Annotated in this window: 7 protein-coding genes; 2 read left to right on the top strand and 5 right to left on the bottom strand. The window is 59.7% G+C overall.

The window, feature by feature from the left end:
* Positions 1-118 precede the first annotated feature (118 nt).
* Both H1B37_RS16280 and H1B37_RS16275 read right to left on the bottom strand, forming a co-directional pair.
* Positions 119-1300 carry a DUF3592 domain-containing protein gene (locus H1B37_RS16280; protein WP_182867711.1) on the bottom strand — a complete coding sequence of 394 codons (1182 nt, stop codon included), beginning with the start codon at positions 1298-1300 and terminating at the stop codon, positions 119-121.
* Positions 1297-10719 carry a DUF1583 domain-containing protein gene (locus H1B37_RS16275; RefSeq protein ID WP_182867710.1) on the bottom strand — a complete coding sequence of 3141 codons (9423 nt, stop codon included), beginning with the start codon at positions 10717-10719 and terminating at the stop codon, positions 1297-1299. Before H1B37_RS16275 ends, H1B37_RS16280 begins: the two co-directional genes overlap by 4 nt.
* A 218-nt stretch (positions 10720-10937) precedes the next feature.
* Here H1B37_RS16275 and H1B37_RS16270 point away from each other — a divergent pair, with 218 nt between their 5' ends.
* Positions 10938-14390, top strand: a complete 3453-nt coding sequence (locus tag H1B37_RS16270; protein WP_182867709.1) for a WD40 repeat domain-containing serine/threonine-protein kinase — start codon at positions 10938-10940, stop codon at positions 14388-14390.
* On the opposite strand, the gene H1B37_RS16265 is transcribed toward H1B37_RS16270, so the two are convergent.
* Together H1B37_RS16265 and H1B37_RS16260 are read right to left on the bottom strand one after the other, a co-directional pair.
* Entirely contained in the window at positions 14317-14886 is a 570-nt protein-coding gene (locus H1B37_RS16265) for a DUF4405 domain-containing protein (RefSeq protein ID WP_182867708.1), read from the bottom strand. The genes H1B37_RS16270 and H1B37_RS16265 overlap by 74 nt on opposite strands.
* Before the next feature lie 130 nt (positions 14887-15016).
* Positions 15017-15655, bottom strand: coding sequence for a hypothetical protein (locus H1B37_RS16260; RefSeq protein ID WP_182867707.1), 639 nt, complete (start codon positions 15653-15655; stop codon positions 15017-15019).
* Positions 15656-16088: 433 nt separating this feature from the next.
* Between H1B37_RS16260 and H1B37_RS16255 the strand changes: the two genes are divergently transcribed.
* Complete coding sequence (locus tag H1B37_RS16255; RefSeq protein WP_182867706.1) at positions 16089-16637, top strand: formaldehyde-activating enzyme; 549 nt, start codon at positions 16089-16091, stop codon at positions 16635-16637.
* Between the two features lie 146 nt (positions 16638-16783).
* On the opposite strand, the gene H1B37_RS16250 is transcribed toward H1B37_RS16255, so the two are convergent.
* A complete protein-coding gene (locus tag H1B37_RS16250; RefSeq protein WP_182867705.1) occupies positions 16784-23689 on the bottom strand; it encodes an ELWxxDGT repeat protein in 6906 nt (2301 codons plus the stop codon).
* Positions 23690-23961 lie beyond the last annotated feature (272 nt).

Raw genomic sequence — 23961 nt, 5'->3', positions numbered from 1 at the left:
CAAAACGATGCGAGAGCAATGCCAGCGGGAAGCGTGAGCGAGCGGCCCATGGTGACATCCCGCTCACGGCGGGCCACTTGCTCACGCGTCGTGCTGGCATCGTTACGCGCTGGCATGTCTACTCGCTGATCACCAGCGCGTCGACGCACAAGGCGTGGTTTTCGTCATCGGGATCGACCAGGACGCGGACCGGGGCGTTTTGTTCGGCCAGTGACTTCGCACGCTCGATGCCTGCATACACGTTGGCGGTCGTTTTTCGTGTTTGGCCCTTCACGTCATACGTCAAATGCAGCACGTAGCGGCGTCTTCCGTTGACTTCCGTATTGGTTCGCTGGACGCGATCGATCCGTCCCGAATGAAGCGTCCCTTGTCGCAACAAACGGTTCTTGCGGCTTCCGTGTCGGATGGAAAAGAACAACATCAGTCCGCCGGCGAGCAGAAACGTTGCGGCGAAGGGCACTGCGAGCAGGCGGTCGTTTCCTTGCAGCACCACAAAACACAGTACCGGAACGACGACGCCGACGATGCAAAACACAACGCCCATCGCGATCAACATTTTCAAGTCTGCGATCACCTGACGTTGCATCCCACTTGGAATTTCCAGTCGCGGGATCGGCTGGGCAAGAAATGCCTGCACTTCAGCGCTCGAAAGCGCGATTCGGTTCAGTTCCTTGCGGAGGATCCGCCCCGCGATGCCTCCCATGTTCTCGGCCGCCGCCATCGCGTCCTGAACCTGGGTTTCTCGGTCGATATCCGGACGACGATCCAGTTCGGCCTCGCCCGACTGGAACAACCGAAAAATCTCGGCGGCATCGCGGACGAACGATTCTTGATCGTCGCTCTCGCAAACCGTCTTGTGCTTGAAGATCACCATGTGGTTCCGGTTGCCGCGGACACTCCAACCCGGATGCTGGGCGAAATAGTCGCGGATTCCCGGAGTGAACAAGACCCGGACGGCCTTTTCGTTCCAGGCATGCAGCAGGTAGTCGGCCGAGAACTTTGGCGAGTCGTCGAAATTGACGTCGTTCATGCCCCCGATCGCCGAAAAGACCGCTCCGATGATCCCTTTGAAATGCGGAAACATCGCGAATTGGGGCAGATCGATGGTGTCCTGTGGCACCGCCACCGTTTCCCGGATCCACTGCGTCGACCGCGAATCGGGTTCGCTGGACCGATAACTGATCTCGGCGACGATCACATTCAGCCCGTCATGTTCACAAATTTCCTGGTGATTGACGGCGACATTTCGCGCGAGTAGCTCGGAAAGCGTTTCGGCCAGCGATTCCGTTGTTTGACTCATGGAGATTCTGTGTCGGTAAAGGACAGTAGTTGTTGAGGAACCTCGGTCGGCCAAGGACCGGTCAGCCGGACGTTTCTGATTCGCGCCGATGTCTGCTCGCGGTTGTGGAAGAATCCGAACACCATGTCGCCGAGTCGCGATTGCGGTTGCTGGTCAAAGATCGTTTCACCATTGAGCACGATCTGGACGCGCGATCCGTGACGCGTCAATTCGACTTGGTTCCACTGGCCCGATTTCAGCGGTAACGGCTTCGGTTCAGCCCCGGGCAACGGAACCTCAAAGCCTTTGGGGATCTTCCACGCCGTATTCGGGGCACTCATCCAATGCAATTTTAATCCGCTCGGACGCATCACGTAGGCGACTCGACCGATGGAAGGATGGACTTCGGTTTTCGCCGGTTCATAGAAGAACTCATACGAAAGCGACTCACCGTCCCCGATCGGGCGTTCGTAACGGATGCTGTTCTGGCCGTTGAATTTCTGTGCCTTGATTTCGCCGCTGCGCAGCTCTCCGTCGTGCACGGTCCAAGCGAGGTTTGCGATCCGCTGAGGTTTGGGGGCGGTCCGGTAACGATTGGGGGCGTTTCCGTCCTTGTCCTGCTGGCGGGCATCCACGATTGCGGTCGGCAGCGCGACGCCATAGTACTGTCCCGACCAACCGCGCAAGGTGTCACCGGGGATCAAGTTCACGTCATGTGGAATCACGGGCTGGCCGCTGATCTTGATGTTTCGCACCGACGTCCGTTTGTTGCCGGCCAGATGAATGGCAAACCACGGGGAATGATCCTTGCGTGGTTCACGGTAGACCAGTTGGTCGTTGACGTGAAAGCGGAGCGTTTGGTCGTCCAGCGTCACACGACACCGATTCCACTCGTTTTGCTTCGTCGCCTTGGAATAGAACCGCACCCAGTCGGTCGAATTCTGGGATTTGACATACACGCTGCCATTGTGTGCCAGGGGCGCGAACAGCAGCCCATCAAACAGCAATTCCGCTTCGCGCCAGCCGCCGTCCCGGATTTCCATTTCAATGGTAAAGTCGCCTTGCAAGGGGTAGCGGAACCACAGGGAATCATTGCCGAACCCGCAAACATGATGAACTTGGGCTTCACCGTCGGATACCCAGATCGGAGCCGTTTTCCCTTCCGAGAAGTCTTTCGCACTGGCATGGGTTGCCGGGATCCAATGCGCCAATTCGTCACCGGTGCGCAGGCCTGAGGTTTCGGCCCAACCATGGTTGTGTTCGTAGCGTGCAACCCAAGGCATCAAGTAGCCGCGCGACCGGGTGTGCGTGTGGTCGATCAGGGCTTTCGTCACTTTCTTCGCGAACTCGTGATGTTCGGGTTCAGCCGCCAGGATCGAAGCGAGTTGCAATTCGGCCAAGGGGGCTTGCGATGCCGGTAGTCCATCGCCCGGATCAATCGAATCCAAATGCCGGACGACTTTGGAAAGCAACTCGGGATCGACGGGCTGATTCATCGCCGAGAGACAAATCGCCAAGGCGGTGTCGGCACCGCTGCGGCCCTCGGCTTGTGCTTTCCGCAAACGTTTCAACAAGTCATCGCCCACATTGATCTGCATCGCCAAACGGGCCAGGGAATAGAAATTGGTCGCGATCGGTAGCGATTCATCCGCAACGGGAGGAAACGGCGGATAATAGCCGCCGACCGATTCGGGAATCCACGCGGGCAGCCGTTGACGTCGGACCAGTGTCCGGATCGTTTGCAGCGGACCGTCACCCTGGAACGTCCAATCCGCCAGGATTTGATAGGCCGCTTTGCGATCGGACATCCCTTGGATCGATTCCAACGCCCAGGAACCGACCCAGTCGTTGCTGCGATCAAAGCCTTGCGAAAAACCGTCTTGACGCATTCCCAGGTAGGTCAACGCATCGCCGACTCGGCCCTTGGGAAGCAACAATTGGGCGACCTTGTCCAGTTGGCCCAACCGTCGGGTCACGCGACTGCTGGCGTTGGAATAGCGATCGTTGTCGTGGGCGGTCAATTCAAGAAAGTCGTTGATGGCTTTTGCGACCAAGTCGTCTTTTAACCCATGCTCCAATCCCTGCTTGGCCAGATAAAGTGCGAACGTGTCGTAGGGATTCACTTCGGCGTATCGCTCGCCGGGACGGTTTTGGTCGACCAGTGCGAGCCCTAGTTCCATGGCGCGGTGGCGACAATGGGGATCCTGGAACGCCAGCAACAGCGATTGCATCACCAACTCTTTCGGCAGCGCGCTGAGCGTGGTTGCATCGACCGCCTCGTATCGTGGCAGCGCCGCTTGGCCGCGTTTGTCGTTCAGCAGCACCAAACCGGCCATCAGGTGTGCTTGGGCATCGTCGCCGGAGATCAACGACAGCAGTTTGTCGGTCCGCTTTGACCAACTTGCCCGTCGAGCCAATCGATCAAAGACGCTATGGATGACGATCCGATCGTCTGGTTTGATTTCGACGGGGGCGCACAACGGCCGCGGGCGCGATCCGGGGCTTCCTAACGTCAGCGCGACGAGCGGATCAAACACGAATTTCGTGTACAACTTGTTCACCCGCCAGGCTTCATCCAATTCCAGAATCCGCCGCGCCAGCCGGATTTCGTCGGCGTCCAGTTCGTTGACGTTTGCACGAGACGATGAAGTTTGTCGCGGTCGAGCGCTGCGGAGCAGTTCGCCCAGGGAGTTGGCGGAGCGATCGGTCGACTGGTCGACCTGAACGGGACCAGCCGGTGCGGGGACGGCGGCGGAAAACGCGGCGGCGGAAAGTTCCGGCATCCCGGCTTCGATCGCCGCGTGGGACAGATCGATCAGCAACCATTGGCTTGCCGCCATGTCGACCGCGCGCTGCCACAACCGTTGCGCGGACTCTTTGTCGGATCGTTCCAGTGACTGTTTTCCCAGCGCGGCGATCAGGCAGGTCTGTTCGACTTGGTTAGTGCCGGTGATGGAACCAAAATCCAAATCAGAGGTCACGACCTGCTTGCCATTCGCTCCGCTCTCGCGAACGCCTTGGTCGGCGCGAAGCAACAGGACCATGGTCAATCGCCCACGCAAACGCTGATTGATCACCTTCGAATCGCTTTGGGGCTCCTCCTGTTTCTCCTGGGAGGATTCGGTGGGTGTCTCCATCCAACGCTCGACCAGGTCCTTGAGCGCCCCGTGGTCGCCGACGAGGTCCGCGGCGATCGCATGGGCGGCCGCGGCCGAATCGTCGTCGGGACGTCCCTCAGCGAGCGATTTCATCTGCGCTGCGAATTCACCCAACGCGTCGGCGTTGTTCGCATCGCTCGCGGCGTCTTGCAGCATTTCGACCCACAGGGATGAAACCGCGTGCTCGGTAAAGGGTTGGTCGCCGAGCGAGATTGCGAAATCGACGGCGCTGGGCCCTTCGGTCTTGGCGTTGATCATTGACTCGACGGTGGCCAATCCGCCCAGCTTGCGGACTTGATCGAGGAGTTCTTGCTGCTGTTTTTCGAACTGCTCCCGTCGCCCCGATTGATAGCGGCCTGCTTCGGCAAACAGTGACATGTCAAATTCACGCGCGATGCGAAGTGCATCGGTGGGATACTCGATCTTGGCCATGAACTCCATCATGGCCATCGTCGATTGGATCTGCTGATAGGCTTCGTACTCCGGATTGTTGAAACCTTGCTGCGGCTTCTTTTTGGCCTGCTCGATCGCTTCGAGCGCCATCTCACGGGCGCGGCGGTTGTTGCCGATGTCCGCCATGAAATTGCAAACTCGGCCTTTCAATGAATACTTAAACTCGCGATTCGTGCGATCGGTCGTATTCTGCAACGCATATTCGTAGATCCGTTCGGCCAATTCGTGCATCGGCGGATGCGTGTCGATCAAGCTGCCGACCAGCCAAAGCAGGTCGTGCGTCGGTTGGGGGCTGAGTTCCTCGCTGACCAGCGGCTCTAACAATTGCTTGGCTTCGTCGTACTGCTTGTCGGTCGTCAACACCAATGCCAGCCAGACTTTGCCTTCGTGCCAATCCTCTTTCTCGTCCAGTTTTTCGCGCAACAGTTTTTCTACCTCTTTTGCATTTCCCTGGTCGCCGGCGACGTGGCGTACAAAGTAGGTGGTCACGTTGTTGTGTCGGCCGTCGCCACTGGTGGAGTAACCGCTGAACAACGCGTTCCATCCGGTTCCATTTTCAGACGCGTCGATCATGTAGCGGGCGGTCCGAATGACGGTTTCGCGATCGGTCAGAAGCTTGCTGGCCGACCCCATGACGTTACTCATCGAGTACATCGAATTGGTCGATGTCGGCGCAACGTCCAACATCGCGGAATAGAGTTCACGTGCTTTGGCGATCCCATTGTCGCTGCGAATCAGGTCTTCGCAAATCTCCGAGACGCGGTGGTCGGTGAATTTCTGGATCCCGACTTCGATCATCAAATCCGCCAGATCGCCCAGTCGCTGCGTGGCGTCAAAGGGTCGTTTGATCTCATAAAATTTCTGGCTGAACATGTCTTGTTTTCGACGCAGCAGTTTTAAATACGCTTCACAGGCCTCGTCCATCTGGCCGGCGGTCACGAGTTGTTCGGCGGTGGCTTCCAGGGCGCGGACACTGCTGACATCGTTGATCTCGATTTCGCCGAGCAACGCCTGTGAATCCGCCGTCTTGCCGGCGGCGACGTACAGTTCGGCCAGTTCCGAACGGATCCGTTGGCTTTTGGGAGCATTTTCGAGTTTTTCTTCGGTGGCCTTGATCAGTGAGGTCAACCGCCCGGTCGTCGAGAGCGTTTGCAGGGCGTTGCGGCGTCGGACTTGGTTGGTCGTGGTGTACCGGCTGGTGGTTCGCCGCGATGGGAGACTCCGTCGCAACAGTTCCATCGCGACCTCGGCGGCCTGGTCATGTTCTCCTTGGGCAACGAAATAGGTCATCAGGGATTGCAATTGGTCGGTGTTGCTGCCGCCGCGGCTGCGGAGACGTCGGACCAGATCCGAAGCGAGTTGCCGCATGTCCAACTGACGCATCAGCTTTGCCAGTTCGATCTGCGCCTCGGTGTTCAATCGGACGCCGAACAAACGCCGCGCCGCCGTTTGGGCTCGTTGTCGATCGCCGATCGCGGCGGCCAACCTTGCCGCGGCAAATTCACGGACGGCCATCGTGTTTTGGTCATAGACGGCCAGCGAATCGATCGCCTCCAGGGCTTCGCGTTTGCGGCCGAGTCGCAACAGCAGATCCGCGGACATCAACCGTAGCTCGGGTTCCATCTGCGGCAATTCGCTGGACGCGAGCGGAATCGCCTGGCGGAGTTGCTCGAGCGCCTGGTCGGTCTGTTTTTCCCAGTACAACAGTGCTGCGGTGGCGAGTCGACGAACGATTCGCTCGCGCGGTTGCAGCGAATCCGACGCGGGCGTCTGCAACGATTCGATCCACTGGTCGGTGTGATCCTTCAATTGTTCCCAGGCGCCGTATTGGGCAAAGACGAATTGGTCGTCCGGGCCCAGACCACTGGGCGGGAACTCGATTTCGGTGCGGATGTATTGACCGGCGACGACTCGGCCCCGCGTTCGCGGTCCGCCGATTCCCGTCAAACGGATCAGACGTCGCTGCAGCGGTCGTTCCGCTTCGTCTTTGATCATCTGGTCCATCAGAGCGATGACACGCCGGCGATACTCGGGGTCAGCAGCCCTTTCGGATAATCCGTCGGTGACGCGTTTCTCTGCGGTGAAAAGTGACAGAAGTCGAGCCCCGAGGGACATCCCGAACGTCGCTTGCAAGTCCGCTTTTCCTTCGATCGCTCGCTCCAGCAGCGGCCAGAGTTGTGCGTCGCTGCCATGGGCCGACGCTTGCTGGATCGCCGCCATCAGGCCGACCGAATCAGGGTTCGCAATGGCATCGTCCAGTTGGGCTTGCAGGTATTGTTCGGCTTCGTCGGCCTTGCCGGCGATCCGCAGTTCCGATCCATAGATCATCGGCCAGGACGCGTTGCGGCCGTACTGGTCGGTGACGGATTCGTCGGGCGACTCGGCTTTCGATTTGACCCAAGCGAGTCGATCATCGCTCAACTTTTGCAGTTGGATGTCGCCACGCTCGGCATAGCTGGTCCGATTGGCGAACGCGTTGACTAACAACGGAATTCCGATCTCCCGGTCCGACTCCGCTAATCTCCACAGCGGCGCCCAGTCGGCGGGATTTTGGGGATTCATGCTGGAGCGTTGTTGGACCGTTGCCGCCAAAGAGACGGTTTCGTACCAATTCCAAACCTGATCGGCCGACGCATCCTCGGCCATCGCGGCCTTTTCCAGATCGGCCAAGTGCTCGTTGAGTTTTTTGCCCGAGGTCGACATCTGTTTGAGCTGGCAATAGCGTGCCATCAGTTTGGCGTGACCGAAGTCGATCGGTTTGGGCAGCGACATTGTGGACTGATAGCCGTAACGATCATCGACGATTCGGTAGAACTCATACATCTGTTGCAAACGCGTGATCTGCAGAGGCGGTTGCGTGTAGGTTTGGCCGCCGCTGACGCGCACCGTTCGCTGAAAGGGTTTTCCGCCTTCGGGCAGCGTGGTGTCATCGAGGCTCATCGCGATCAAATCGTCGGCGGTCTTCGACGCCGCCTCCCAGTCGTCACTGTCGGCCTGCAACACCATCAGTCGCAGACGGGTTTCCCAGTCGTCGCCGTGGCGGTCCAGCAGGCTTTGGGCCAGCTTCATCGCCGTGTCGACTTCGCCGGCCGCATACAGGCGGTTCAAATTGCGAGCCAATTGTGTCGGATCGGAGTTCGATTCGGCCATCCGAAACCACATCGTTTGGGCCTCGTCCACTTCGCCGATGTCGATCAGCAGTGAGGCGAGTCGGGCTTCGTTTTTTCGCTCGGGCGACAATCGCGTCAGTTGACGTTGCAGGGCGACGGCGGAATCGTATTCGCCGGATTGTTCGGCCAGGGAAACCAGACGTTCCAGCAACATCGTGTCACGACCGTCTTCGCTCAACAGCCCCTCGAGTGCTTGGCGGGCCAGCCCGAGGTCGCCGGCCTGTTGATGCGCCGTCGCGATCAAATCGACGGTGGACCGGCGATCGCCCGATTCACGCCCACGAATTTCCAAGCGTGCGATCAGTTGGTCCAAGCGATTGGTTCTCAAATACAGATCCGTCAACGTGGTGACGATCTCGCGTCGGCCGTCCAGGTCATCGGCGCTGTCGAGCATTTTCCAGTACAGCTCGATCGCCTGGTCGGTTTTGAAGTCCTCGGCCAGTTGGCCGGCCAGCATCCGCTGTGCTTCGTTACTGCGCGGGTTCAGCCTTGCGCAGCGTCGGAGCGTGTCCAAGCGTTGGTCGACCCGGCCGATCGAACCGCACAAATCGGCATAGAACCGATAGGCTTCGATGGAACCGGCCGAGGCGGCCAACAGTTCCTTGCCGACCGCGACGGCCTGATCGGTTTCGCCGACGCGGAGATGCAATGAGGAAAGTTTTTGCAGGTGGCCGTTTCGAAATCGTGAATCCGTCTCGGCCAGCCGCCGCCGTTTTTCGATCGCCAACGGAAGCCGTCCGGAATCTTCATACATTCGCGCGGCGATCTCCAAGGCATCGATCGATCCGGGGGCTTGCTCCAGCGACGTTTCGATCGCGTCGAGCGCTTCGGGGACTTTTCCCGCGGCGTTGTACAGGATCGCGAGCCGACGGAACGCTTCGGCGTCGCTCGCGTCATCGACCGCTTCTTGCCGAGCTTTTTCGATGCGTTGGTCCAGTTTACCCGACGCCTGGTATGTCTTGACTTCGGCGGCAAAGACGCGTTCTCGGTCGTCCATGTTATCGGTGACGGTCGATGCCAAACCGATTTGATTCAACGCCGCCTCAAATTGATCGGCGTCACGCAGCCACTCGGCATACCTCAACCGTTCTTCGATCGTCGGATCCAATTCACAGGCCTCGGCCATCACCGTCAACGCTTCGTCGGCGCGGTCGAATTGATGAAAGACTTCGGCCAATCGAACTAGGTTCTTGCGGTTGCGTTGATCGCCGGCGACCAATGAACGCCAGACCTGGGTCGCTTCGTCCTGGCGATCGAGCTGGTGCAGGTACTCGCCGAGGTATTCTTTGTATTGCGGTTGGTCCGGTGCGAGTTTGATGGCCGATTGGTACAGCGAAATCGCATCCTCGATCAAGTCCGCGCCACGCATCAGATCCGCACACTGGGATTGAACGACGGCATCGTCTTTTCGGGCGTCGGCCAATCGCTTCCAGACCTTTGCGGCCGCTTGAGTCCGCGCCGTTTTGGGTTGCGCGGGGTCGTCCATCAAGACTTGCCCCCAACGCACAAAATGATCCGGGTTGCCCGGTTCCAGCTCGATCAATGATTCGTATTGTTTGGCCGCCTGGGCGAAGTCTTCGGCGGCGACGTAGGCGTTGATCAGAGCCAGCCGCGGTGCCGGATCGGTCGGAGCCAGCTGGATCGCTTTTTCGAACCAGGACAACGCTTCGGGGCCGCGGCCTTGGATCGAAAGGGTGCGGGCGAGCCGGATCACCGCGCCCAGATCCTCGGGATGGCTATCGACCCAGTTTTCGTAGTACTCGGCCAGACCGGCATAGTCGCCGCTGGAGAGGAACGTGGCCTCGATGCGTCGCCGGGCTTCGTCATAAAGGTAGCTACCCGGCCGCAGTTTGTTGAGCAGACGCTCGAATTCGCCGATCGCTTGTTGCTGGTCACCGGATTGGGCGCGTAGGTCGGCCGCCCGCATGGCAAAGACGATCCGGTCGTTGGGCGAACGAGCGTCTTTGGCCAACGCCTCGTAACGGACCAAAGCTCCTTCGATGTCGCCTTCCTCGATCATCACGCGGGCGATGCGCTGGCGGACACCGTCATCGCCCGGAAAACTTTTTTCCAACTGTTCCCAAATCCGGATCGCATCCTCGATCTTTCCGCCGCGCTGGTACAAACGGCCCAGTTGTCCGGCGATCTTTAAGTGATCTTGTCGCGATGGATTCAGGTCGATCGCGCGCTGCATCGCCGCGGCCGCCTCCTCGGTTCGTCCGACCATCAACAACGCTTGCCCGTGGTAGTAGGCTGCCAACGGATTGTCGCTCAGTTTCTGTTCCGCTTCCGCGAGCGCTTCGATCGCAGCGGCGTCCTCGCTGCGTTGCAGTTGCAACAACCCGGCGACCATCCAGTGGCGTCCCGATTCGTCATCATCGCTGACGTCCTGGGCCTTGGCGGTCAGTTCATCAATCACCTGATCGATGTCGCCGGCGCCGATGTGGTATCCGAAAACGCGGTCCAAAGCCGTTCCGGTGTTGGGCCGTCGAAGCAACACCTCCAGAAACTTAGCCGCCGTAATTTGCTCGCGCTGCTCGGCGGGCGAAAGCGGCGTCGGCTGGGCCATGCAGGTCGCGGCGAGACAGGCACTCAATGCCAGCAAACAGCAGATGGCAATGGTTGTTTTGATCCGGTGATGGGCATGTAGGCCAGGCATCGGGTTCCCCTTTCGAACTCTCTGCAAACTGCGACGCCCCGACCCTACGGGACCGTCTTGGAGGGCTATAGGCTAACACACTCCGGCGTGGTGTCGTTGCGTGTTCCGACGTACGTCGCTCTCTCGCTTGCGTTTCGCGCTTGAACGGATCAAAAATGCAGCGAACCAGAGAATCTCCGCGGAAGGATTGCATCAGGCGGGTCGGGGATTGGTTTATAATGAGCGTTGGGGACCGCCATTCTCTTCTGGTCGTCGCGGGGCAACTCAGTTTGTCGATTTCCAACAACGACTCATCGACTCGTTCTCTGCCGGACACCGAGTTCGTGGTTTCAAACGAACTTCAGCGGCTTCTGGACCGCTGGGAATCCATGACGGCCGCCGGTGAGGAGGTCACGGCGGAACAGCTGTGCGAAGGCGACTTGGGTTTGGCCGAGCAACTGCGGGACTACGTCAACTGGCTGGAGATGTCCTCGGGAAGCGGCCATCCGTCGTCGCTGCCCCCACCGGAATCGATCGGGCCTTACAAGATTCTGTCGGAAATCTCTCGCGGCCCATATTCGATCGTCTATCTCGCCGAGCAGCGGTTTCCTTCGCGCAAGGTCGCGTTGAAACTGTTGCACGACCTGGCAGCCCGGCCGAGGGTCAAGTCCCGTTTTCAACTTGAGGTCGAGCTGCTCGGGACGCTTCAACATCCCAACATCGCCAAGATCTTTGACGCCGGTGTCGCCGATGTGTTGGGCGCGTCGCGACTGTACTTCACGATGGAATGGGTCGAGGGGGCGGACATCGGGCAATACATCCGTTTTCGCCGGCAAGAATCGGACTGGTCGCCCTCGGACACGATCCGGCTGTGTCTGCACTTTTGTGAAGCGCTGTCGGCGGCCCACGACGAAGGGATTGTTCACCGCGATTTAAAACCCGCCAACATGTTGGTCACCGACGACGGCGTGCCCAAGCTGATCGATTTCGGGCTGGCACGAATCCGTCGCGACAACGTGGACGATCCGCGTCATGAACCGACGACGGAGGCGTGGATCGGAACCCGCAGCTACATGAGTCCCGAACAGTTCAATGCGCAGGCGGGCCAAATCGATGTCCGGACCGACGTCTACGGCATGGCGGTGGTGCTGTATCAATTGCTTTCTGGTCGGCTTCCCTACGAGATCGACAACAAGTCGATGTGGGAGACCGCTCAAATCGTCAAATCGCAGCCGCCGTTGCCGATCGGACGCGTCGACCGTCGCCTCCGCGGCGACCTGGAGTTGATTCTGGAGACCGCGCTTGCGAAAGATCCGGCCGAACGCTACGGGGCGATGGAAGCGTTCGCGACGGATCTGAAAAACTATCTCGATGGCAAACCGATCCTGGCCCGACGCCAAGGGGCGGGACGGGCGTTGTGGAAGTGGAGTCTGCGACACCGCCGGGTCGCTGCCGTCTCGGTGATTGCGATCGTGTTGCTGATGACACTGGCCGTCACCGCCGGCATCACCGCAAAACTTGCCAATGACCGTTCGCAAGAACTCCGGAAAACCAACCAGATCCTCCGTTCGAACGAAGCGGAATTGGTCTTCGCGAAGGAAGAATCGGAACGGTCCGCGCGGCGGCTACGTCGAACCGCGATGAACCAGGCGTTGTTGCGTCTGGGGCTGATCGCCCGACGTGAACCCGACCATGTCGCCGAGCAGCTGGCCGACGAGACGTTTTGTCCCCCCGGTCTTCGCGGCTATGTTTGGAATCTGCTGTATGGTTACACGACCCAAGTCACGACGGGATGGAACGCGGACCGCCGCGGGTTGTTGGACGTTGCGATTTCCGATGACGGATCGTGGCTGGTTACCAGCGGGCCATCGGGCGTGCGTGCCTGGGAAACGGTGTCGGGCAAACCGCTCGCGGCGATCGAGGGACAAATCGATTCGCCGACGGTTCGGCTGGCGCTGGACGGTGATTCGCGCGCGGCACTGTTCGCCCGACGCGACGGCACCGCCGTTCGGTTTGACATCGCTTCCCACCAGACACAACTGCTGTGGTCAGACGACGCGGCACGGGCGACCGCCGTCGCGGCGGTGACGGGCGACCAGGGCTATTTGATCGGCGACCAATCCGGTCGTCTGACGCACTTCGATCGCCCCGGCGGTCGTCAGACCTGGCAACGCCAACTGGATGATTCCGCGATCATCGGATTGACCATCGCCGCCCAGGGCGATCGCGTCGGGACCGTGTCACAGAACGGTGTGCTGACGATTTGTGATCTGCAAACGGGCGATCCGTTGGAACGGCAACGCGCTTCCTTCGTCGCAAACGACGCGCAATCGGTTTTCCGGGGCCGATACTCCGATGACCTGCGATTGGCCTGCCTGTGCCGCCAAGTCAAAGCCGCGGGGATCTGGGACTTGGCCTCCAATCAGTCCCTACGGACTTGGGGCGGCCAAATCTTTCTGCCCGATCTGGAAGTTTGCCAATCCGGTGCGGGGCTGCAAGGCCAGCGAATTCTGCTCTCCGGGCGCGGGCAAGTCGTTCTGTTGGGCGGTGACGGGAAACTCGCGACGATCTATCGAAGCGATCGCGCCAACCCGCTCGGCATTGCCCCGAACCAGACGACGGCGACGCCCACCGCATCCACGCCGAACGTCGATGGACATCCCTTTGTCGTCGACGCATCGCGGCAAGGCGGCAACGTTGCCATCGGGCTGCGCGGGGGGCGTGTTCTGATCGCTTCAGTCACGCCCAAACGACTCTACCAATCGTGGAAACCTCTGGGCCAAGTGGTCCGTCGATTGGCGTTTTCATCCCGCGGTGACTTGCTGGCGACCTACAGCCCGAATGGGATCATCGGCATCTACGAAACCCAGACGGGAGAACTGCAACGCCAGTGGTCGACCGGCACCAAAAACATTTATCAGATCCTGTTCGCCGGGCCCGATCCGATTCTGATCACGCGTCAGCGGGGACGAGACGTCAATCTTTGGGACGCAACCAACGGTCACCAAATCGATTCGCCGAACGTCCCCGGTGGAACGCGGGGAATCATGTTGGATGGCGATCGGTTGCTGATCGGCTTGGACGACGACCAACCGAGATGGTTGCCGTTGGAAGACTCTGAAGGGACGCTTCGCCTGGCGCATTCGGAGCTCCACGTTGACTCGGGGATCGCGATCGCTGCAAAGGATCCGTTGACAGGCTTGTTGGCCACCGCCGATGACGACGACACGGTCGTGTTGTGGCGGGAATCGAAAAACGGACAGGTGCAGCGATTGGGCGAGCGTCACCTGGACAACGTGAAAACGATGAAGTTCCACCCCGGTGGTTCTGCTTTGGTCACCGGAACACTCGACGGCATGATCACGGTTTGGTCGATGCCCGATTTTGAAGTCATCACCCGCCGGCAAAGTCCAGCGCAGTTGGCGGAAATTGATTTTTCCGTCGACGGCGGCGTCATGGCCAGCGGCCATTTCGACGGCGAAGTCTTGTTCTGGGACACCCGGGTTTGGCAGACGCAGTTGGTCGTCCAGACCGACATCGTGCCGATCCGCGACCTACAGTTTGCCCCGCACTCAAACCAACTGGCCGTCGCCGGCAAGGGGGATCACATCGCGGTGTTCAGCGCACCGGACCAGGACGGTCGGGGCCGAGCACAGCGACGCCGTGCGACTGTCCGGATGGCCGAGAATTAGAGGGACCAGACCGGACGTCCGTTCTGACTTGGGGCTGCTCCCAAACGCTCCGTGCGACGTCTTTGAATGCGGGTGCGAAATTGATCGGGGCCAACTCGAGGAGCGTTCCGGCAACGATCACCACGGTCACCGCGATCGCAGAGGCAAGTTCGCGTTTCATGTTCACGGCGGGCTTGGAACGTTTCTTGATGTAGCCGACCAGACGTGACCCGTTCATCACGATGTGGGTTGAAGCTGCAATGCCGAACAGCAGGCTGGCGTTGATGTGCAACGCCGCCCATTGTTGACGACTGATCGACAGCGCCGTCCAAGAGATGGAGTTGGCGACGCGGCCTCGGGGCGCGATGTACAACGCGATGCCTGACGCCAACATCACGATCATGCACAGGACCAGCAACATCGAAGCGAATCCGCGCACGCTGAACGGGCGCCCGACCGCAGCCGTCCGCTTGGGATCGGTGGCCATTGCAACCTGGTTCTGTTCGGCCGTCTTCATCGTCTCAACCCTCTTGATGCTGTTTGTCACGAGAAAAACACGCGTCTCAAGCGCTGCCGGCAATCAGGCCGGCCGGCTGCCGCATCATCGATGCGATGACGCCGCAGCCACTCGTTCGCAACGTTGGTCCCTACGAATCGTTTTCTCCGGATTCGTGATCGGTCGCCTCAGTCTCCGCCGGCCCGAGATCACGTCCCCTGCCGCGGCCAAGTCCGAACCCCATTCCCGGTCCCATGCCGTGCTGCGTCGTGATCGATTCATCGGCTTGGTGCTCGTGTTCACAGGAAGCCGGTTCGGCTTGATGGGCCTTGCCCCGGGGCTGTTTCGCCGAGTGGTCGCAACCGGAGACGCTGCATAGCTGACCGCCGTGTCCTCGTTGCTGACCGAAACCGCTGCGTTGTCCGCCACCCGTTCGGCCCTTCCCATTTCCTTTCCCGTTGCCGTTGCCATTTCCTTTGCCGATACCATTCCCACGGCCGTTGCCATGCTGTTTCCCACGATTGATTTGAGCGGAGGAGGCACCGCGTTTGGCGCCCCCCGTGGCCTTGCTGTTGCAAGCCTGGTCGCAGTTGCCGTTGCCCGCGTGGTCCACCAGACGCCCATGGCCTGGCGTGAGATCGCGTCCGGAAGCGAAGTTGACTCCTCGAACGGCGTTTCCATGATCGACCGCCGTGTCGCTAATCGCGGGACCGTACTTGGGCCACAATGCGCCGACTGCGATGCCGATCACCAAGGCGATCACAAAACCGATTGAAAATTGACTGTTCATGGTCACGCTCCCATTTTTGTTCCGGGCTGAGGATTGCCGCCCCGCTCGTCGGGACTTCAGCAGTGATTTCATCGCGTCAAGAAAGCAATTCCGGGACCAGGCAGCGTGGCCGCTGTAGATCAAACACGGTTTCGCGTCCAAGCCAGTTCTGTGAAACGACTTGCAATCGCACCGCGACATGACGGCGGCAAGACAACCGCCCCACCGCTGTGAAATACTTGGGACGTTCCAACCAGAATCGGTGTGAAAAGATTTCACACCGCCCCTTTCAAAACGGCCCCCCCCCTTTCAATTCGGCCCCCCTTGCAATTCGGCCCCCTTGCAATTCGGCCCACTGTGTCTTCTCCCACACCGGTCCGCTATGTTAGTGGCCCGCGATCGGTCGGCCTGGTTGCCGGCCATCTTTTCCACCTTCCCTACATCTGTTGGACTCATGTCAGAACGCATCATCCTGCGCACCGGAGAATCACTCGTTGCCGGTGGCCCCCCGTTTACCGCGGCCGAACCCGAAGTCGTGATCGGCGAACTCGACGGTCCGGTCGGGACCGCCTTGGCCACGCTGACCGGCGACCAAACCAAGGGACACACCAAAGTCTTTGCGATCTTGAACACGGACATCCAAGTCCGCCCGGTCACCCTGTGCGTCAGCAAGGTCACCGTCAAAGACAACCGCTACACCAACATCCTGATGGGGACGGTGCAAGCGGCGATCGCCAACGGCGTGCTCGATGCCGTCCGAGCCGGTGACATCCCGAAAGAAAAATGCAACGACCTGGGGATCATCTGCAGCGTCTGGCTGAACCCGGGCGTCGCCACCGCCGACAACCTGGATCACAAAGCCCTGTTCGACATCCACCGCAAAGCCATGGCACAAGCCATCCACAAAGCGATGGCCTGTGAACCGTCGATCGACTGGCTGTTGGAAAACCAAGAAAACATCACCCACAAGTATTATCAAATGGGCTTGGACGGAAAAATCTGATTTCCGGGCAACGGTGGGGATCGGGCTGACAGAAAAATGTGGGGCAGAAAAATGGCCGGGTCGCGGTTTCGATTGGCCGCTTTCCGCGCCGGGAGCAGCATGATTTTCCTGTCACCAATCTTTTTGTCGTTCTTCCCGCCGCCACCTCAGTGCCAGGTTTCGACAGCCGGAGGTTTAGGGGCTGCTTGTGAAAGATCGAGCGCGAGTTGCGTGAGCAGGTCGTCGAGTGATAGTTCATCGTCGCTATCACCGTCCGCCTGCGATTCAGCGGCCGGCCAGTCTTCCAATCGCATGACGTTCTGCGGTGATGCAGCGGTCGACGCTGAGATCGTCTCGGCCTCGGCCTGGATGATCGCCGGTTCCATAAGACGCATCCCCGAGCGTTCCCGATCACTTGCCGTGTTTGAGATCAGCGGGAATTGGGCTTGCAGACTGGATGCCGCGACGGTTCCGCTGGGTTCTGACTCCATCTCCTGCTGCAACGCGACGTAGTTAATGACCAACAGTGCGTCCAGTGGGGAGACGCGGCTATTGCCGTTGACGTCGGGGAAGGTGTTTTCCGCCGGCAATGCTTCCCCGGACGCTTGCCAAGTCTGGACGCGTGCCAGGAAATTGATGACCACCAAGGCATCCAGGGGAGTGACATCGCCGCTCAGATCCGTGTCGTAGGGATTGTCAATGGAGTTCCATCGGCTGAACAGTCCGACGTCGATCGACGAATGAGACTGGCCGGTTTCCAGTTCTATCTGTCGCAGCGCGGTCACCGGATCAAAATTGCTGTCGTGGGCATCGCTTCCGGGGCGATCGTTAAGTGTGATTTGGTCGACCGTTTCGGGAACGACTTCTAACCGATACGCCCCAGGAATGATCCCGGAAAACTGATAGCTTCCGTCCTGCGCTGTCAAAGTGTGTGCAATCGCCACCCCACTCGCTTCGTCGATCAAACGCAACGACACAGATGCGCGCCATTCCTCTGACGGATCGCGAAAGCCGTCGCGGTTGAGGTCTTGCCAAACGAGGCCGTTGATCGATCCAGGCGTGATCCGGATTCCGAAGTCGATCTCCTGGATCTGGTCCTGGTCGGTCAGTTCAATCTCGTACACCTTGCCAGCGACCGGTGCGGTTTGAACGAACCCCTGTGGGGTCATGATCGCGACGGTGTGGTTTCCCACGGGCAGATCCGCCAGGCGGTATCGTCCATCCGGCCGTGTGATCGAAAAAGGTTCGTCATCGTCCAGCGTTCCGTTGCCGTTGGCGTCGACGAAGACGGCGACGTCAGCGGCCGGCAATTCGCCGGCATCCCAGACGGCGTTTGCATTGGCGTCGTTGAAGACTCGGCCATCGATCCGTCGATGCGCCACCGTCACGGATTCCGAGGAGTACACGGAGACGGGGGCGTTGATTCCGTCGTCGATCGTCATGTACACGAAATACTGACCGTCGGGAACTCCATCGGTGTTCCAAGTCAGCTGACCGTTTCCGTCGGTTTCCGCGATCCCGGATTGAATCAAGATGCCGTCCAGCCCGTCGGAGTCGGAATCGTAGTAGAACGCAATCGACGCGTCGTTATCCGTGTCCAATGCGTCGTAGGAAATGGAAACCCCTTGGCCGAATCCGCCGCCGACAACTTGGGTGATCTCACCGACGGGCGCATTGTTGCTGGAGCCGACAAAGAACTCCACCGGACCGGTGTTGCCAATGCCGTCGACCGACAGAGACCAAACGCCCGACTGGGGCTGGGATACGACCACCACACGTCGCTTCCGATTTGACAGGTCATCCACGATCGACATTCCAGGCGCCGCGGCGATGTCGGCTTCGGTCAACGTCTGTCCGGAGGGAGATGTCAGCACGATTTCGGAGTCGCTTGCGTTGTCCCACTGAGCGGAAAACAACGTCCATGCGGTACCCGTTTCGACCATCACCCGATGCGAAAGCGGCGTCGTTTGGGCCAGCGATTCGCCTTCGCCGCCGTCGATCAGTTCCGCGATTTCCTGGGCACCGATCAACCCGATTCCGCCGTTGAGCCAAACGCGAAACCCCAAACCGACATCGCCGATCAAGGGCAGCGGAAAGCTGGCATAGGCGCCCGTTGAATCGTTGGAGAAATCTCCATCATCGGTGAATTGCAAGAAAAATTGACCTGCAAACGCTTCGGTCCCGCCGATCACCGGAAACGCTTCCGGAACGGTGAAGGTGGCGCTGGCGGAGGCATTGAGGTTCAATCCGCTGTTTTCGTCGACATCCGCTGTAAAACTTGCGTCGTCGGACAGGATGGTGCCGTTCAGCACATTGAATCCGCCGCTGGCTTGCAGCGTGCCGTCGCCCCAATCCCAGGTGGTCGTTCCATCGACGATCGCCAGGCCGTTGACGATTGACAAGTCCGCGCCGACGGTCAATTGTCGGCTGTTGAACGACGCCGATCCATCGAACCCGAGCAGTTTGGCTTCCACCGGGCCGCCGGCCCAGTCCGGCAAGTCGACACTGACTTCGGGACCAAGCGTCATCCCGATCGCGCCGCCGAACGTGATCGGCATCGGATCGCTGGGGGCAAAATGATCGACGCTGCCGGAGACGCGTTGCAAAAATGCAGCGGGCAACACCGGCACCGGAATCCCCAATCCGTCCGCCACGATTTCGATGCTATTCCATTGGTTGTTCAGGAATCCCAGGTCGACCCCCAATTCGATTCCCCACGGCTTGATGTCAAGTCGTGCCCCGGCATCCAAGGTGTTTGCGATCGTATCGAAACCGATCCCGGCCTGTTTGACCGTCAAGACGCCCGGCAGGATCCGGATGTCTTCGGCGGTCACGCTTCCAACCAGATCGATTCGGCCGTTGGCAAGCTCGATTCGGTTTTCGTCGGTGAAGTTGGCCGTGACGTTAAAGAAATCGGGCAAACGCACTTCGCCTTGCAGCCAGACGCTCGGATCGGGCGAAAGCTGGCAACTGGCCATCATGTCTGTCGCTTCGACGTCAAACACGCCCAGCACGTTGATATCCAGGTCCGAAAGTGTGAACGGTTCCAGTTCCGGATCGCAGGGTGTCGGCCCGATCGTCGCCAAAACGGGCGTTTGAAAGTCATGCCAAACCTGACCGATCGTTTGTCGCTGAGCCTCCGTCGTGCTGCGGAACAGCAGCGAAGCCGGCAAGTGTCGGTAGGGACGCAACGTGTCGCTGGCATTGGCGACGGCGTACATCACCGACAACCAAGTCAAATAGTTGACATCATCGTGAAAATACAACGGGTGATTCAACCATTCGGTGTCGTCAAAGAACTCGAATCGCGTATCGTCGAACCGATCCCGAGTCTCGGTGCGTGCGTCGCCGGTGTACGTGAACGGGACCAGCACCGGGTGCGTGTGGTTCTTGGACAGATCGACCGCGGAAAACGTCGATCGAACCCAATCGCCGGCGAGAAAGGCATCGCCCGCCAGGCTGACCGGGTCGCCATTGGTGACGAAGTGCAACACCTGCTCGGTCCGCTGGGCATCGAACATTACGGCATAGTCGGCGTTGATCCCCGGCGCGTTGAAGGTGACGACGCGGCCCAGGTCACCTCCGTCCCCCGTGTATCGCGCGGCCATCAGCTGCGTCAGTCCCCCGCCAAGACTGTGTCCGACAATCGAAGGTCGGCCATGCGATGCGGAAATCGCGTTCAGCCACGCGGCGACCGTGTCATAGGCTGCCAGGAATTGTGCGGTGCCGACACCGTCGGGATGAAAATCGTCGAACCAATCGGTCAAGAAATCGACCGAGCCGCGGATCGCAAGAACCGGATCGACCGAAGTGCTGACCAATCCCACGGCGTCGAATCCCGTGACCGGATCCCCGAACACGGTGTCGACAGTGAACTCGACGGTGGAGACTTGGCCATAGCCCAGGTCGGAGAAGGAAACGGTTTGCCCCGCGACCCAATCTTCATAGGCGATGTCCTTGGCCAAAACCTCCATGACCGCAGGGGTCAGTGGATGTTCCAACGGCAACTGGAAGATCTCGCGTCCCTGGACGCCATCGTTGCCGATCATGAACAGGTTCGAACCGGCGATCGTCAATTCCGCCGGGCGGGAATTTAAGTCGTAATCGAACGTCGCCCGTTGCAGTGTCCCGTCCAGGTCCAAACGCCACAGGTCGCGGCCGTTCTGATCGGTCGCCTGGAAATACAGGGCGTCTCCGATCACATAAAAATCATCGGGATCTGACGACCGACCTTCTTCCCCGATGACGATCGGCGAGTCTCCAAACAGATCCTCCAACAAGTCCGTCCCGGCGGCCGTCCCATCGCTGATGAACAATTCGCAGCCGTGTTCCAAGTCATTGGCGCGGAAGACGATTTGGTCCGCAAACTCAATGATGCCGTTGTCGAGATAATCGCCGAAGCAGCGTGATCCATCCGTCCCCGTTTCCAAATCGACGACCGGGCGTGTTCCGGCGGCCGATCCGTCGCTGATCCAAAGTTCATTGCCGATGTTGGTGCCGACGACGCCGTTGAAGTTATCGTCACGGCGAAACACCACGCCATCGTCGAAAGGCGTCAGCGATGTGATCCACGAACTATTCGTGCCTTCATCCAAGTCGGCGACCAATCGCGGATCGTCTGATTCACTGTCGATCACCCACAACTCCACCCCGTGGTCCGGATCCTCGGCGAGAAAGAACAGCTTGTCACCGGAAACAACCAGCTGCTCCGGATGGGAAGAAAACGGAAACGCACTGCCGGGATAAAGATCGGCGCGCAGCACCGTGCCTTCGGGCGTTCCATCGCTGCTCCAAAGCTCGCGCCCGGTTTCGGGGCTGTAGGCGCTGAAGTACAATCGGTCGCCGTAGGGAGTCAGTTCCAAAGGTTGGGAGGACAGATCGGCCGTGGGGTCGATGTCTTTCAGCAAGGTGGCTTGGCCCGTCGCTGCCTGGAGCGCCCAGACCTCGCGTCCACTGCCCGGTTCGTCGGCGGTGAAGAACAATGTGTCGCCGATCTTGATCAAGTCGCTCGGCGCATTGGGGCCCGGAATCGGATCACCACCGATTCCGAGCGTTGCATAAGTTGTGCCTTCCGTGGAGCCATCGGTTTTCCAAAGCCGTGATTCGGCTCCATCAAACGCCGCGAAGTACAGCAAACCGTTGAACTCGACCAGATCGCTGACCGCCGCCCCTTGGGGAACATTGCCGACAAACGCTGGATTGATATCCTTGACGACACGGGTGTCGAACGCGTTGCCATCGGACACCCACAGTTCTTCGCCAACCTCCGGGGACTTGGCGACAAAGAACAGCTTGGATCCCACGCGGGTCAAGTGTTTCGGTTCCGAGGAAATGCTGGCCGTCGTCTGCACCCCGACAAATTCAGTTCCCGCGTCAGTGCCATCGGTACGCCAAACATCAAAGCCGCGAAAGAAATCACTCGCGCCGAAATAGATGTGGTTGCCAAAGGCCGTCAACTGCTGTGCCAGGCTGTGCGAATGCGGGCCGCCAGGACGAATCTCTTTGACGATTCTCGTGCCCTCGGTCGTTCCGTCACTTTTCCAAACCTCCCGCCCGACCGCACCGTCCTCTGCGGTAAAGAACAATGACTCGCCCAGCGCCGTCAGATCCATCGGATCGGAATCGGTGACGCCGGGAGCGATGTCTCGAACAAGCACCGTTGAACCGGTCGTGCCGTCACTGGACCACAGCTCGACACCGTCGGACGAATCCGCTGTGAAAAAGACACGATCGCCGACCGCCGTCATCTGCGACGGCGACGACGAGTCGGCGCCTGGGAAAATGTCTTTGACCAACTCGACCGTGTCGGCCCCGGGGGTTCCCGATGGGCCACGTGAGTACAGTTCACGTCCGCTGGCCGGATCTGCCGTCGCGGCAAAAAGCAGCCGATTGTTCGCACTGACCAGCCCTCCCGGTGACGAACTCATCGGGCGGCGGATGTTGACACTCGCACCCGTCACGTCGGTCGCCGTGATAACGTGTTCCCCATCGGCTAAATCGCTGACGACCATCGTTCCGGCTGCGGTGCCATCGCTCGCCCACAGTTCTCGGCCGACGGCACCGGAGCCCGGCGAGACGCCATCGGCGGAGAAGAAAAGCAAGCCGTCGAAGACGACCAGGTTTTGCGGGTTGGAAGAAAACGGACCGAAGTCAGAGGGTTCGACCCGCGTCCCGTCGGCTTCGAAAAAGCCCCAGTTGTCGCCCGCATCGAGCTGACCGACGATCGGTTTCCCGCTGGCGTTGCGAATCACCGGCTTGTTGTCGCCGTCGGTCCGCTCGACAAACACGGGCGTGCCGTCGGTGTTTGTTTCCGGAAACACGTTGGCAACCAGAGTGGTGACGCCTTGCAAATCGGATTTCCAGAGTTCCCGCCCCAGGTTCGGTGTCTGGGCGCTGAAGAACAAAGCTCCTTGCTCGATCGCCGCGGCAAAGGTCAATTGATCTGGGGCGGAACCTGCCTCGCCGGCGGCCAGATCGGCTACCAGGACGGTGCCGGATTCGCTGCCGTCGCTGATCCACAACTCGTTCCCGTGCGTCCCATCGTCGGCGACGAAGAACAACTTGTCGCCTGCGGCGGTCAGCCGAGACGGATACGACGAATCGCCGTAGGTGTAGGTCACCCCGTCGTATTCATACGTGGCCACGTTCGGATTGATATCGCGGACCAGCACGGTCCCGGCCTCGGTCCCATCGCTTTTCCAAAGTTCTTCGCCGAGGGTTTCAGAGTAGGCCGTAAAAAAGAGCGTCTCGCCGACCGCCGTCAGATGACCGATTTCGCCGTCCTGTTGGCCGGGACCGATGTCTTTGACCAATTCGCCGGGACCGTCGCCATCGATGACGAACAGTTCTTGACCGTGCAGTCCATCGTCGGCGACGAAAAACAGGCGATCGCCGACAGCGACAAACTGCTCCGCACCCGAAGCCGGTGCCTGCGGGTTCAAGTCCTTCAGCAGCGACGTTTCCAACACCGCGGCGGCCAACAGTTGACGCTTCTCCAGCGTTTCGATCGCCAACCGGTCGCGACGCGATTGTGCCCGCCCCGGTCGACCTTGCCCCCAAACTCGATTTCTCATCGCCAATCCCCAGGTTGCAAGTTCATCAGCGCGATCGTTTGAGACGCTCATTTTACCTGAATCTTTGTGCAAGGGTTAATCATCCGCCGCGGAACGCATTCAACGGGCATCAACGGGGCGGCCCAGCGGTCGTCTCCACCACTTATTGAAAGCGACGAAAGCCAGCTTGATCTGCAACATCAGACGGCGGAAAATGTGACCGGACGCGTCCGCGCCCAGCGTTTGGACTGCGACGCAACGATCGGCCCCCTGTTAGAAACAACTTGATTGGA

It is taken from the genome of Stieleria mannarensis (assembly GCF_014154935.1).
Classification (GTDB): domain Bacteria; phylum Planctomycetota; class Planctomycetia; order Pirellulales; family Pirellulaceae; genus Stieleria; species Stieleria mannarensis.
The sequence above is the reverse complement of the archived record's forward strand: the minus strand, read 5'-3'. Positions and strand labels throughout refer to the sequence as shown.